This is a genomic window from Aquisalimonas lutea, from assembly GCF_030409225.1.
GTDB classification, from domain to species: domain Bacteria; phylum Pseudomonadota; class Gammaproteobacteria; order Nitrococcales; family Aquisalimonadaceae; genus Aquisalimonas; species Aquisalimonas lutea.
On the sequence record NZ_JAUFPK010000001.1, the window covers coordinates 1,992,063 to 2,004,934 of the forward strand.

Annotated in this window: 14 protein-coding genes; 12 read left to right on the top strand and 2 right to left on the bottom strand. The window is 67.5% G+C overall.

From position 1 onward, the window contains the following. Window positions 1–13 precede the first annotated feature (13 nt). Window positions 14–1,192 (bottom strand): acyl-CoA dehydrogenase, encoded by a 1,179-nt coding sequence (locus tag QWY84_RS09305; protein ID WP_290202308.1) that lies wholly within the window; start codon window positions 1,190–1,192, stop codon window positions 14–16. Between the two features lie 240 nt (window positions 1,193–1,432). Continuing rightward, window positions 1,433–2,641, bottom strand: coding sequence for a 3-oxoadipyl-CoA thiolase (locus tag QWY84_RS09310; RefSeq protein WP_290202309.1), 1,209 nt, complete (start codon window positions 2,639–2,641; stop codon window positions 1,433–1,435). A 205-nt stretch (window positions 2,642–2,846) separates the two neighbouring features. Between QWY84_RS09310 and QWY84_RS09315 the strand changes: the two genes are divergently transcribed. The 12 genes from QWY84_RS09315 to QWY84_RS09370 all read left to right on the top strand — a co-directional run bounded on the left by QWY84_RS09315 (window position 2,847) and on the right by QWY84_RS09370 (window position 12,872). Beyond that, window positions 2,847–4,001 carry an acyl-CoA dehydrogenase family protein gene (locus tag QWY84_RS09315; RefSeq protein WP_290202310.1) on the top strand — a complete coding sequence of 385 codons (1,155 nt, stop codon included), beginning with the start codon at window positions 2,847–2,849 and terminating at the stop codon, window positions 3,999–4,001. 10 nt (window positions 4,002–4,011) lie between these two features. Further along, window positions 4,012–5,595: a class I adenylate-forming enzyme family protein gene (locus QWY84_RS09320; protein WP_290202311.1), complete on the top strand. Its 1,584-nt coding sequence runs from the start codon at window positions 4,012–4,014 to the stop codon at window positions 5,593–5,595. Window positions 5,596–5,610: 15 nt separating this feature from the next. Then, window positions 5,611–6,045: a PaaI family thioesterase gene (locus QWY84_RS09325; protein ID WP_290202312.1), complete on the top strand. Its 435-nt coding sequence runs from the start codon at window positions 5,611–5,613 to the stop codon at window positions 6,043–6,045. Between the two features lie 31 nt (window positions 6,046–6,076). Continuing rightward, window positions 6,077–6,892, top strand: a complete 816-nt coding sequence (locus tag QWY84_RS09330; protein WP_290202313.1) for an alpha/beta fold hydrolase — start codon at window positions 6,077–6,079, stop codon at window positions 6,890–6,892. Between the two features lie 175 nt (window positions 6,893–7,067). Next, complete coding sequence (gene mntA / locus QWY84_RS09335; RefSeq protein WP_290202314.1) at window positions 7,068–7,478, top strand: type VII toxin-antitoxin system MntA family adenylyltransferase antitoxin; 411 nt, start codon at window positions 7,068–7,070, stop codon at window positions 7,476–7,478. Next, window positions 7,465–7,878, top strand: coding sequence for a type VII toxin-antitoxin system HepT family RNase toxin (gene hepT / locus QWY84_RS09340; protein WP_290202315.1), 414 nt, complete (start codon window positions 7,465–7,467; stop codon window positions 7,876–7,878). Before mntA (QWY84_RS09335) ends, hepT (QWY84_RS09340) begins: the two co-directional genes overlap by 14 nt. 15 nt (window positions 7,879–7,893) lie before the next feature. Continuing rightward, window positions 7,894–8,709: a cobalamin-binding protein gene (locus tag QWY84_RS09345; protein ID WP_290202316.1), complete on the top strand. Its 816-nt coding sequence runs from the start codon at window positions 7,894–7,896 to the stop codon at window positions 8,707–8,709. 122 nt (window positions 8,710–8,831) lie between these two features. Beyond that, complete coding sequence (gene mntA, locus QWY84_RS09350; RefSeq protein WP_290202317.1) at window positions 8,832–9,230, top strand: type VII toxin-antitoxin system MntA family adenylyltransferase antitoxin; 399 nt, start codon at window positions 8,832–8,834, stop codon at window positions 9,228–9,230. Then, the gene (hepT, locus tag QWY84_RS09355) at window positions 9,227–9,634 is read left to right on the top strand and encodes a type VII toxin-antitoxin system HepT family RNase toxin (protein WP_290202318.1); all 408 of its coding nucleotides are present in this window, start codon (window positions 9,227–9,229) and stop codon (window positions 9,632–9,634) included. The genes mntA (QWY84_RS09350) and hepT (QWY84_RS09355) overlap by 4 nt, the downstream gene beginning before the upstream one ends. A 325-nt stretch (window positions 9,635–9,959) precedes the next feature. Next, window positions 9,960–10,304, top strand: coding sequence for a winged helix-turn-helix transcriptional regulator (locus QWY84_RS09360; RefSeq protein WP_290202319.1), 345 nt, complete (start codon window positions 9,960–9,962; stop codon window positions 10,302–10,304). Between the two features lie 155 nt (window positions 10,305–10,459). Beyond that, window positions 10,460–11,425: a Wzz/FepE/Etk N-terminal domain-containing protein gene (locus QWY84_RS09365; protein ID WP_290202320.1), complete on the top strand. Its 966-nt coding sequence runs from the start codon at window positions 10,460–10,462 to the stop codon at window positions 11,423–11,425. Window positions 11,426–11,987: 562 nt separating this feature from the next. After that, on the top strand, window positions 11,988–12,872 hold the full coding sequence (locus QWY84_RS09370; RefSeq protein ID WP_290202321.1) for an SMP-30/gluconolactonase/LRE family protein: 885 nt from the start codon (window positions 11,988–11,990) through the stop codon (window positions 12,870–12,872).

The window sequence follows — 12,872 nt, forward strand, 5'->3', positions numbered from 1 at the left end:
TGGGTGCCTGTTCTTATTCGACGGTGAACGCCTGGATGCCCGTGATCGCCCGACCGATGATGAGGGCGTGGACGTCGTGGGTGCCCTCGTAGGTGTTCACGGCTTCCAGATTCATTACGTGACGAATCACATGGTACTCGTCGGCGATGCCATTGCCACCGTGCATGTCGCGCGCGTTGCGGGCAATATCCAGCGCCTTGCCGCAGTTGTTGCGCTTCATGATGGAGATCATCTCCGGCGCCCAGTTGCCGGCGTCCATGAGTCGGCCGAGCTGCAGCGAGCCCTGCAGGCCCAGGGTGATCTCGGTCTCCATGTCGGCGAGCTTCTTCTGGATGAGCTGCGTGGCGGCCAGGGGCCGGTTGAACTGCTTGCGGTCCAGGGTGTACCGGCGGGCCTGGTGGAAGCAGAACTCGGCGGCGCCCATGGCGCCCCAGCTGATGCCGTAGCGGGCCTTGTTGAGGCAGCCGAAGGGCCCGGCGAGGCCCTGGACGTTGGGCAGGAGGTTGTCCTCGGGCACGAAGACCTCGTCCATGACGATCTGCCCGGTGGTGGACGCCCGCAGGGAGAACTTGCCCTCCAGCTTGGGCGCCTCCAGCCCCTTCATGCCCTTCTCCAGGATGAAGCCGCGCACCTTGCCGTCGAGCTTGGCCCAGACCACGAAGACGTCGGCGATGGGGGAGTTGGTGATCCAGGTCTTGGAGCCGGACAGCTTGTAGCCGCCGTCCACGGCCTTGGCATGGGTCTTCATGCCGCCGGGGTCGGAGCCGGCGTCGGGCTCGGTGAGGCCGAAGCAGCCCACCCACTCGCCGGAGGCGAGCTTGGGCAGGTACTTCTTGCGCTGCTCCTCGGAGCCGTACGTGTAGATGGGGTGCATCACCAGCGACGACTGCACGCTCATGGCGGAGCGGTAGCCGGAGTCCACGCGCTCGACTTCCCGGGCGATGAGGCCGTAGCTGACGTGGTTGACGCCGGCGCCGCCGTACTCCTCGGGGATGGTGGGTCCGAGGAAGCCCAGCTCGCCCATCTCGGTCATGATCTCGCGGTCGAAGCGCTCGTGGCGGTTGGCTTCCAGCACCCGCGGGAACAGCTGCTCCTGGCAGTAGTCGTGGGCGGAGTCGCGCACCATGCGCTCTTCGTCGCTGAGCTGGCCTTCCAGGAGCAGCGGGTCGTTCCACTGGAATCGGGTTGTCATTGCGGACCTCCGAAGTCGGTGTTCGTGTAGAGCCTGCTTCCCGCGGAGCTCTTCGGGCTTCGGCCGGGGCGCGGGCGGGGGCATCCGGTCACGGACACGCCGTGAATACGTCCCTGTAGGCTCGTCACAGGCCATCCCTGGCCTGTACGGTCCGTGACCGGATGCCCCCGCCCGCGCTTAGCAGCATGCAGCCCTAACGGCTTGTTTGAAAGGTTGTCATTGTCCTTGCGTGGGACGATGTCAGCCGTCCATGCGTTCGATGACGGCGGCCACGCCCTGGCCGACACCGATGCACATGGTCACCAGCGCGTAGCGGCCCTGGATGGCCTCCAGGTGACGCACGGCGGTGAGCAGCAGCCGCGCCCCGGAGCAGCCCAGCGGGTGGCCGATGGCGATGGCGCCGCCGTTGGGGTTCAGCCGCGGGTCGTCGTCGGCCAGGCCGAGAAGCTCGGTGCAGCCCAGCACCTGGGCGGCGAAGGCCTCGTTGATTTCGATGGCGTCCAGCTCATCCAGGCCGATGCCGGCGCGCTCCAGCGCCTTGCGCGAGCTGGGTACCGGGCCCAGGCCCATGGTGCGCGGCTCGACGCCGGCCACGGCGCCGGAGAGGATGCGGGCGCGCGGCCGCAGGCCGGCCTGCTCGCCGGCGGCGCGGGTGCCGATGAGCATGGCCGCGGCGCCGTCGTTGATGCCCGAGGCGTTGCCGGCGGTGGTGACGCCGCCCTGGAACAGCGGCGGCAGCTTGGCGAGCTTCTCCGCGGTACTCTCCGGACGCGGGTGCTCGTCCTCGGCCACGGTCACCGGCGGCGTCTTGCGGCCGGTGGGCACCTCCACGGGCAGCAGCTCCTGCTCGTAGAAGCCGGCGTCCTTGGCCCTGGCGTACTTGGCCTGGGACCAGGCGGCGAAGGCGTCGGCGCGCTCGCGGCTGATGCCGCGGTCGGCGGCGACGTTGTCCGCCGTCTCGGGCATGGAGTCGCCGCCGTACTGCTCCAGGATCTTCGGGTTCGGGAAGCGCGCGCCGATGGTGGAGTCGAACACGCGGATGTCGCGGCTGTAGGCGCTCTCGGCCTTGGCCATGACGAACGGCGCCCGGCTCATGCTCTCCGAGCCGCCGGCGACGAACAGCTGACCCTCGCCGGCGTTGGCGGCGCGGGCGGCGTCCAGCGAGGCGGCCAGGCCGGAGCCGCACAGGCGGTTGACCGTCTGCCCGGCCACCTCCACGGGCAGCCCGGCGAGCAGGCCGGCGTGGCGCGCCAGGTTGCGGGCGTCCTCGCCGGCCTGGTTGGTGCAGCCGGCGAGCACGTCCTCGATCAGCGCCGGATCGAGCCCGTTGCGCTCGACCACGTGGCGGATGCAGTGGGCCATGAGATCATCCGGGCGTACCGGGGCGAGGGCGCCGGCGTGGCGGCCGACGGGGGTGCGGATGCCGTCGTAGACGTAGGCGTCGAGCATGGTGTCTCTCCGGGCCCGCAGGGGCCGTTTTCCGGTGATATTCCGCTAAGCGAAACACTGTTTCAAAAACTTGACCGAGAGAATAGATCGTGCCAGATTCCAATGCAAATCGGCCGTCGCGCCCTGCATCTGCCTCCCGGCTTACCTACAGTTACCAGTGTGCCTGTAATTATCGCACTGCGTCCCATGTGAAGAGGATAGACCCATGATCCGAGACCAGGAGACGTTGAACACGCTCCTCGACACGATCAGCCGCTTCGTGCGCGAGCGTCTTGTCCCACGGGAGCAGGAGGTCGCCGAGAACGATCGCATCCCCCAGGACATCGTCGACGAGATGAAGGACCTGGGCCTGTTCGGCCTGTCCATCCCCGAGGAGTACGGCGGCCTGGGCCTGACCATGGAGGAGGAGGTCCTGGTGGCCCTGGAGCTGGGCCAGACCTCGCCCGCGTTCCGCTCGATCATGGGCACCAACAACGGCATCGGCTCCCAGGGCATCATCATGGACGGCACCGAGGAGCAGAAGGCGCACTACCTGCCGCGCATGGCCACCGGCGAGCTCATCGGCTCGTTCGCGCTCACCGAGCCGGATGTCGGCTCCGACGCCGGCTCGGTGAAGACCACCGCCATCCGCGACGGCGACGAGTACGTCATCAACGGCACCAAGCGCTACATCACCAACGCCCCGTATGCCGGCGTGTTCACCCTCATGGCGCGCACCGATCCGTCGCAGAAGGGCGCCTCCGGCGTGTCCGCGTTCTTGGTGGATGCTGACACCCCCGGCATCACCCTGGGCAAGCCGGACAAGAAGATGGGCCAGGCCGGCTCGCACACCTGCGACGTCATCTTCGAGGACGCCCGGGTGCCCGCCAGCGCGCTCATCGGCGGCCAGGAGGGGCAGGGCTTCAAGACGGCCATGAAGGTCCTCGACCGCGGGCGGCTGCACATCTCCGCGGTGTGCACCGGCGTCGCCGAGCGGCTCATCGACGAGGCCCTGCGCTTCGCCACCGAGCGCAAGCAGTTCGGCAAGCACCTGGCCGAGCACCAGCTCATCCAGGCCATGCTGGCGGACAGCAAGGCCGAGGCCTTCGCCGGCCGCTCCATGGTCCTGGAGGCCGCGCGCAAGAAGGACGCCGGCGAGCGCGTCAGCACCGAGGCCTCGTGCTGCAAGCTCTTCTGCGCCGAGATGGTGGGCCGCGTGGCCGACCGGGCGGTACAGATCCACGGCGGCGCCGGCTACATCTCCGAGTACCCGGTGGAGCGCTTCTACCGCGACGTGCGCCTGTTCCGCCTGTACGAGGGCACCAGCCAGATCCAGCAGATCGTCATCGCGCGCAACATGGCGAAGGAGCTGATGGAGTAAACCCCCACCCATGAGCCAACGAACCATGCCCGACGAGACGATCCGCGGCCGCTGGGCCAGCGAGATCGTCGCCGCGCTCCCGGAGCGCATCAGCCACGCGCCGCTGGCCTGGGCCCGGGAGACGCCGGATGCCGAGGCCATCGTCGACGGCGACGTGGTCTGGACCTGCGCCGACCTGGCCGAGGCCGTGGCCGAGATGCGCGAGCGCCTGGCGGCGGCCGGGGTGCGCCCCGGCGACCGCATCATGGTGCTCAATGAGAACAGCCGCGCGCTGGTGGCCAGCATTCTCGCCGCCAGCGAGATGGACGCCTGGTGCGCCGTGGTCAGCGCCCGGCTGTCCGGCGCCGAGATCGACACCATCGCCGAGAGCTGCCGGCCGCGGCTGCAGGTGTTCACCACCGGGGCCTCGCCCGACGCCGCGGGCGCCCTGGCGGATGCCCGCAGCGCCGAGCGGGTGGTGTCGCCGCGGCTGGGCGAGATCGCCCTGGGGCCGGTGCAGGACGTGGAGCCCGAGCCGGTGGCCGCGGCCGGCGCCGAGCAGGTGGCCACGCTCATCTACACCTCCGGCACGACAGGCACGCCCAAGGGCGTGATGCTCAGCCACCGCAACATGCTTTTCGTCGCCGCCGTCTCCGGCGGCCTGCGTGCGCTGGCGCCGGCCGACCGCGTCTACGGCGTGCTGCCCATCTCGCACGTGTTCGGCCTGTCCAGCATGTTCCTGGGCACGCTGTTCGCCGGCGCCACGCTCCAGCTCCAGGCCCGCTTCGACCCGGCGGCGCTGGCCCGTGCGCTGGCGCACGACGGCCTGACGGTGCTCCAGGGGGTGCCGGCCATGTTCCAGCGCCTGCTGGAGTACCTGAATACCCGGGGCGAGTCGCTGCAGGCGCCGGATCTGCGCTACATGTCCGTGGGAGGTGCGCCGCTGGACCCGGCGGTGAAGGAGCGCATCGAGCAGGCCTTCGGCTTGCGGCTGCACAACGGCTACGGGCTCACCGAGTCCGCCCCCACCATCTCCCAGACACGGCTGGACGATCCGCTGGACGACACCTCCTGCGGCCCGGTGCTGCCGCTGCTGAGCTACCGCCTCCAGGGCGACGACGGCAAGCCGGTGGCCGAGGGCGAGGTGGGCGAGCTGTGGGTGCGCGGGCCGACGGTGATGAAGGGCTACTACCGGCGGCCGGAGGCCACCGCCGAGGTCGTCGACGCCGACGGCTGGCTCAACACCGGCGACATGGCGCGGGTCGACGAGCGCGGCAACCTGTACATCGTCGGCCGCACCAAGGAGCTCATCATCCGCTCCGGGTTCAACGTCTACCCGCCGGACGTGGAGGCGGTACTCACCGCGCACCCGGACGTGACCCTGTCCGCCGTGGTGGGCCGTCCCGTGGAGGGCAACGAGGAGGTGGTCGCCTACGTGCAGCTCGCCCCCGGCAGCAAGGCCACCGCCGAGGCCATCCGCGCCTTCGCCGCCGAGCGCCTGGCGCCGTACAAGCGCCCGTCGGAGGTGGTGATCATGGAGGCCCTGCCGGCCACACCCACGGGCAAGATCCTCAAGGGCAAGCTCAACGCCATGATCGCCGCCGGCGACGTGTGAACGAAGGGAGGCCTCTTGGCTGACGAATCGAACAACCCGGACGCCTTCGGACAGGTCACCGGGGAGGGATTCCACGAGCTGGTCGGCCACCGGCTTGCCCGCTGGGAGGAGAACCTGGCCGAGCTGGTGCTGGACGTGGACGCCCGGCACCTCAACCGCAGCGGCGTCCTCCACGGCGGCGTGCTGTCCACGCTCATCGACGCGGTGTGCGGCTTTGCCGGCTGCTACAGCCCCGACCCGGCGGACCGGCGCGGCTGCATCACCCTGTCGCTCACCGTAAGCTTTACCGGCCAGGTGAGCGGCGGCACCATCCGCGCCGTGGGGCGCCGCCGCGCCGGCGGCCGGCGCATCTTCGCGGCCACCGGCGAGGTCTTCTCCGCCGACGGCGAGCTCATCGCCATGGGCGAGGGCACGTTCCGCCTGCGGTCGACACCGCTGGCCGCGGAGTAGATACTGCGGGCACATTGCGCTGGAGGCGAATATGCCCGCAGAGATCACCCAGGAGACCCTCAACGGCCTGGCCGTGGACCGCATCGGCGACGATGGGCCGCGCATCCTGTTCGTCCACGGCTCCAGCGGCGGCTCCTGGTACTGGCATGGGTTCATGGGCTATTTCGCCAAGCACGGCTACCGCTGCCACGCCGTCAACCTCCGCGGCCACGGGCCGAACCCGGCGCTGCCGGAGCTGGGCAAGGTCTCCCTGCGCGACTACGTAGAGGATGTGCAGGGCGTCATCGAGGCCCTGGGGCCGGTGATCCTCGTGGGGCATTCCATGGGCGGGGCCATCGCCCAGGTGGTGGCGCAGCACGCGCCGCTGCACGCCGCCGTGTTCGCGGCGCCCGCGCCGGTGGCCGGGGTGAAGTTCCGCAACCCGCCCATGAACCTCCGCATGGCCCTGCACAGCCTGCGCGTCATCCCGGCGATGGTGCGCAAGAAGGCCATCAAGCCCAGCTACCGGGTGGCCGCCGCGTCGCTGTTCAACTGCTTCGAGCCGGCGCAGCAGAAGGAGCTGTGGCAGCAGCTGCAGCCGGAATCCGCCACCGTCGCCATGGAAGTGCTCAAGGGCAGTATCGAGGCGGACCTCAGCCACGTGCGCTTTCCCATGCTCACGGCCGTGGGTGCCGAGGACCGCACCACCACCCCGGAGATGGTGCGCGACATCGCCCGCTACCACGGCACCGCCTTCGAGGAGTTCCCCGGCCACGGCCACATGTTCATGATCGAGCCCGGCTGGCAGCAGTGCGCCGACCGCCTCCTGGCCTGGCTGCGCCAGGCCGTTCCCGAGTCCGCCGCGTAGGCATGCACCCCCTCCGTCTCCTTGACGCATGACGGTGCTCGACACCACGCGGCGCGGTTGCCTTCAATACATACGATAAAAACCCATGAACCCTGGCGCGACGCGCTGCATGGCGATGGCATGTCGCCACCTGTGCTATCGTGCTATTCAAACCGGACCGCTAGCGCTACGCATCATGCTCACCACTGAGACAATCCAGCGCATCGTCACCCCGGTGCTCCGGGGGTATCCGGATGTCTCCGCCGCGTTCCTGTTCGGCTCGCACGCCGCGGGCACGCCCACCGGGAGCAGTGACGTCGACATCGCTCTCGTGGGGCCCAGGGACCGGCTGGGCGAGCGGAAGCTCGATATCCTCGCGGATCTGGCGCGCGCGGGGCTGGACAATGTCGATCTGGTGTTGCTCGACGGTGCCGATCCGGCGCTGCGCTTCGAGGCCGTACGCCCCAACTGCTTGGTGTATACAACACCGGAGTTCGACCGCGGCAGCTACTACTCCCTGGCTCTGCGGGAGTATTTCGACTTCGAGCCCTACCTGCAGATCCAGAGAGAGGCGTTACAGCGGAGGTTGCGCGGTGGTCCGGCCTGAAGTCATCCGCCGCCGGCTGGAGCGGTTGGCCGAGTATATCGCCATTCTGGAACGCCTGGCAGCGTACTCCGAGGATACCTTTCTGGCCGATCCGGAGCGCTATGGCAGCGCCGAGCGGTTCCTGCAGCTCGCCCTTGAGAGCGTGCTGGACATGGGGAGCCACGTGATCGCGGACGAGCAGCTCGGTACGGTCAATCAGAGCCGCGACATCCCTCGCGTTTTCCGTGAGCAGGGCTACATCGACGCGGACATGGAAAGCCGCTGGCTGCGCATGATCGGGTTCCGCAACATCCTGGTACACGCTTACCTGGATATCGACCGCCAGCAGGTCCACCGCTTCCTCACCCGCGACCTGGATGATTTCCGCCAGCTCCAGCGCCTGTTCGCAGCGTTCCTGTAAGTACCGGGGGTGGTATTGACGACCCGAACCGGCTACCACCGCATCGTCTGCCTCACCGAGGAGACCACCGAGACCCTCTACCGCCTCGGCCGCGAGGACCGCATCGTTGGCATCTCCGGGTTTACCGTGCGTCCGCCGCAGGCGCGCAGGGACAAGCCGAAGGTCTCCGCGTTTACCTCGGCGAAGATCGACCGCATCCTGGCGCTGGAGCCCGACCTGGTGCTGGGCTTCTCCGACATGCAGGCCGACATCGCCGCCGCGCTCATCCGCGCCGGGGTGGAGGTGCACGTGTTCAACCAGCGCACGGTGGCCGGCATCCTCGCCATGATCCGGCGCCTCGGCCGCATGGTGGATGCCGCCGAGGCGGCCGATGCCCTGGCCGGCGAGCTGGAGGCGCACCTCGCCCGCGTGCGCGCCGCCGGCGAGGCACTGCCGCACCACCCGCGCGTGTACTTCCAGGAGTGGGACGACCCGCAGATCTGCGGCATCGGCTGGGTGAGCGAGCTCATCGCCGTCGCCGGCGGCATCGACTGCTTCGCCGACTGCGCCGGCGCCGCGGACGCCCGCAGCCGCATCATCGCCGACGCGGACGAGGTCGCCGCCCGGGCGCCTGAGGTCATCATTGGCTCCTGGTGCGGCAAGAAGTTCCGGCCCGAGTGGCTGCGCGCCATCGACGCCTGGGCGGATGTCCCGGCCATCCGCAACAACGCCCTGTTCGAGATCAAGTCCTCCCTCATCCTCCAGCCCGGCCCGGCGGCCCTCACCGACGGCGTCGACGCCCTCCACGCCATCCTGCGCACAATCCAGCCACCCACCCAACCTCCGCCGTAACGCCGTAGGAGTGACTTCAGTCGCGACCGTTGCAGAGCAATTGTTCGGGAGAAAGGCGATGTGACGGTGCTTCAGCGCCGGTCATGCTACCCTGGCCGCAGACCCACGCGGCAGAAACCGCCATGGACAACGACGCCCTGACAACCCGCATTCAAGCCATCCTGGAAGCGCACGCCGACGAAATCGCCTGCGCCTACCTGTTCGGTAGCCGCGCCACGGGCACAGAGCGGCCGGACAGCGACATCGATCTGGCCGTGCTGTTCCGCGACGCCCAGCCGCGCCGGCTGATGGGCCCGGCCGTCGCGTTGCGAGGCGAGCTCGAAGAGCACACGGGGTACGAGGTCGAGCTCATCGACCTGGAAGCCGCGCCGGTGGACCTCGTTCACCGGGTTCTGCGGGAAGGCCGGCTCCTGCTGGACCCCGACCCCGGGCGCCGTATCGCCTTCGAGGTGGATGCGCGCAACCGGTACTTTGACCTGCTGCCGTATATTCAGGCGTATCGAAGGGCAGGGAGCGCATGACCGACGCCGATCTTCTGGAAAAAAAACTCGCGTTCATCGAGACATGTGTCCGCGAACTGCGCGAGCTTGCCCGGCCCGAGCGCATCGGTGATGACGTGCGCGAGACGCGCTTCGTCGAGCACACCCTTCAGCTCGCCATCCAGTCCGCCCTGGACGCGGCGTCACACGTGGTGTCGATGCGCAGACTGGGCGAGCCCGAGACCAATCGGGCGCTCTTCGAAAGCCTGCGCCGGGCGGGTCTCGTGGAACCGCCCCTGGCGGAGTCGCTCTATGCCATGGCCGGTTTCCGCAACATCCTGGTCCACGGATACCAGGAGGTGGATGTCGCCGTGGTCCGCGATATCGTCGACAATCACCTGGATGACCTGCTCGCCTTCGCCCGCAGCATACGCGCGGCAACGTAATACGCCGGTACGGAACCACAGCGCATAGGAGCAACCGCAGCCACCGTAGGAGCGACGTAAGTCGCGACCGTCGCAGAGCGCTCCCGGCCACCAGCCCCAAAGCCCCACCCACAACGCTAAAAAAAGACCTACGAGAAGCGCTGTAGGAGGGGCTTCAGCCCCGACACACAAACCCTTCCCGCTGTGCCCATCGAGCCTGCTGCGAGGGCCGGTGAACCGGCCCAACGCCTGCAGTTAGTTTTCCGTGACACCGTTCCTTGCAAGCCGGGGGGACCTGCGTTTCAATACCGCCCCATGTTCAGCCGCTGAACACGCGGGGACGAACGTGCCACCCGAAGAGCTTCGTTACGCTCTGCTGAAGGCCATCCAGGCCAGCCCCGAGACCAGCCAGCGGTCTCTGGCGCGGGCGCTCGGCGTCAGCGTGGGGCGCGTCAACGCCGGCCTTCAGCAGCTCGTCGAGCGCGGGCTGGTGGTGGTCACGGAGCTCGGGCAGGGCCGACGCCAGCGCTACAGCATCAGCAGGCTCGGCCTGCTGGAGAAATCGGCACTGGCCACCGTGTTCATCCGGCGCAAGGAACAGCAGCGCCAACAACTCCAGGACGAGATCACCCAGCTCGAGGCCGACCTGGCCGAGAGCCGGCAGCATGTTGGCCTGTGCAGGAACCCCTAGGGGCGGCCCTGCGTAGCTACAATGACCGGCAGCGACCAGCCCTTGGGGAGCACCACCCCAGGCGGTAGCGTGTCCGGACAGCAAATGCGAGCTTGACAAGCTCACGCCGCAAACCCGTACCCAGCCAGCCATAATGAAAGCCAGCCAGGGACGCCATGGAAGAAGACCACAACACCCCGCGCAGCGGCCGCTATCCAGCCCGCGGCGATGCCGACTTCCCCGCCGAGCACCACACACACGACGACGAAATCAGCCTCTACGATCTGTGGGATGTCCTCATGCGGCGCCTGCCGGTGCTGATCGGTGTCGCGTTGCTGGTCATCGTCGTGGGAGCGGTATACGCCTTCAGCCAGCCGATTGAATACACCTATCGCTCCCAGATCGAGCTGGCCCAGCTGCCCGAGTACCACAACCCGGCAAGTGACGCTGGTGGTGGCAACGGCGAGGCGGTCCCTGTTGTGCCTGTTGATTCCGTCCAGCGGGAGCTGGAGCAGGTGCTGATCCCTGAAGTACGCGGCCGCCTTGCCGGCGACAACGATGCGATGTCGCGCCTCCAGGTCAGCGTGTCCGGCACTAACCCGACGGTCTCATTGACCTCGACGGCCGGGCCCGATGCGTCAGATTCCGTCACGCAACTCCATCAGGCGATCATCGAGGCCTTTCAAGCACAGCAGGAGGCGGCGCTGGAGAGCGCCGTACAGACCGGCGCTCGCCCGTTCGAGGAGAGAGCGGAGTTACTCGGCGAACAGATAACCGAGCTTGAGGCAGAAACCGAGCGTCTGGCCCAGGCATCGGCCCGGGGCGATGGCGTGCGCGCCATGGTGTTTGCGCAGCAGCTCGGCGACGTGCGCCGCGAGCTACGCCAGGCACGGCTGCAACGGCTGGACGCCCAGAGCATGCTGGAAACGATCTGGGAGAGCGCGGAGCCCATGGACGCCCTCGGGGTTGCCAGGAAATCAAGCTCGCCCGTTGGCCCAAGCCGAAGCCTCATCATCGCGCTATCGGTTGTCCTCGCCGGCATGCTCGGCCTGTTCGCGGCCTTCTTCTGGGAGTTCGTCAGTAACGCTCGGCGCTACCGCCGAACCCAAAGTGAGCAGCAATTAGGATCGCGGCCACCGTAGGAATGAGGTAACTAGCGATCTCTTCCAGAGCTGATCCCCAGGTAGGAGAGCCAATCATTCTGTGGGAGTGGTTCAGCCCCGACATTCCCAGAGAACGGGACTAAACGCCCGTTGCTCGCGCCGTTGGAGAATGCGAGCGATACGGTCGGGGCGCTGAAAAGCCACGTGAGGCAGCGCGCGGCGACCTCTCCGGTACCGATGACCGAGGCGAACAGCTCGCGCTGGTCCTTGAGGTGGGGTGGTAGTCGATCTCCTCGCGCGGCCGCCTGAGCTCGGCATCGAGCGATTCAATGACGATCTGGTTGGAGTTGCGTCCCCCTTTCCGCAACGGCTCGCTACCCGTGCCACTGGTGTAGTGATCCTCAGGCGCATCGTGGTATGTGTTGTGCCAGCCAGTGTTGGATTGCACATCTGACTCCCTTCGCTACTGGGCTGGCTAGTAACGGTGGCTTGACCGTAATTGGGTAAGGTGAGTCTGGTGCCACCTTGGTGAGAACCGGTTTATCCGCTAAAGCGTTGCCGCTAACCTTCTGGGCTTGTTCTGGAATTCTAAGGACTCAGCGTGGAGCAACGAGACAACCGATTGCCGAGACTCGCGAATGTGCGGTGCTCCGTTGCGTATGAAACCCGAAATGGGTTGGGCGAGGGGGCGTTCTGGGATCGTGCCGGCCGGCGTTTACTGTGGGTGGATATCCTCGGTGCCAACGTGTTCGTCGGCGCCGGTGAAGCGTATGAGACCTACCGACTACCGGTCATGCCTAGCGTCATATGGAAGGTCAGCGGGGAACGGGTCTACTTGGCCACCGACGAGGGGGTTGGCGAGCTTGACCTGGACAACGGTCGTTACCGCACTGTCGTTGAAGTAGAGGCGGATCAGCCAGACACGCGCAGCAATGACGGTGGCGAGGCGCCGGACGGTAGCTTCTGGTTCGGTACCATGCTGCGCGAGCCTGTGAGAAAAGGTGGAGCGTTGTACCGGGTCTCGCCGAACCTGTCCGTCCAGCGTGTGGGCGGCCCCGTAGGTATACCTAATACTTTCCTGTTCCCTGCTGGTGGGGCGTACGCCCTCATCGGCGATTCCTTTGACCGACGGATTGTCCGCTACCAGCTCCACGATAGTGCGCTGAGTGGTGGCGAGCCGTGGATGGCGAAGGCAACGGGCTCGAGCGGGGTGCCCGACGGCTCCGCCTTGGTGGACGAGACGGCGGTGATCAACGCTGAATGGGATGGTGGGCGTTTGGTCGCATACAACATGCGGGGAGAGGCGTACGATGCCCTGAATCTGCCCGTTTCCCGGCCAACCAGCTGTGCGCTCGGTGGTGGCGATGGGCGCTTGCTATATGTAACCTCCGCGCGCGAAGGTCTGACGGATGCTGAGCTGGAGGCTCAACCCTTGGCCGGCGCCGTTTTTGCCGTGCATCTGAATCCGCCCAATGGCAGCGAGTAA

Coding starts and splice junctions, on each gene's coding strand:
- QWY84_RS09305 (WP_290202308.1), bottom strand. CDS start 1,192: ATGACAACCCGATTCCAGTGGAACGACCCGCTGCTCCTGGAAGGCCAG.
- QWY84_RS09310 (WP_290202309.1), bottom strand. CDS start 2,641: ATGCTCGACGCCTACGTCTACGACGGCATCCGCACCCCCGTCGGCCGC.
- QWY84_RS09315 (WP_290202310.1), top strand. CDS start 2,847: ATGATCCGAGACCAGGAGACGTTGAACACGCTCCTCGACACGATCAGC.
- QWY84_RS09320 (WP_290202311.1), top strand. CDS start 4,012: ATGAGCCAACGAACCATGCCCGACGAGACGATCCGCGGCCGCTGGGCC.
- QWY84_RS09330 (WP_290202313.1), top strand. CDS start 6,077: ATGCCCGCAGAGATCACCCAGGAGACCCTCAACGGCCTGGCCGTGGAC.
- mntA (WP_290202314.1), top strand. CDS start 7,068: ATGCTCACCACTGAGACAATCCAGCGCATCGTCACCCCGGTGCTCCGG.
- mntA (WP_290202317.1), top strand. CDS start 8,832: ATGGACAACGACGCCCTGACAACCCGCATTCAAGCCATCCTGGAAGCG.
- hepT (WP_290202318.1), top strand. CDS start 9,227: ATGACCGACGCCGATCTTCTGGAAAAAAAACTCGCGTTCATCGAGACA.
- QWY84_RS09365 (WP_290202320.1), top strand. CDS start 10,460: ATGGAAGAAGACCACAACACCCCGCGCAGCGGCCGCTATCCAGCCCGC.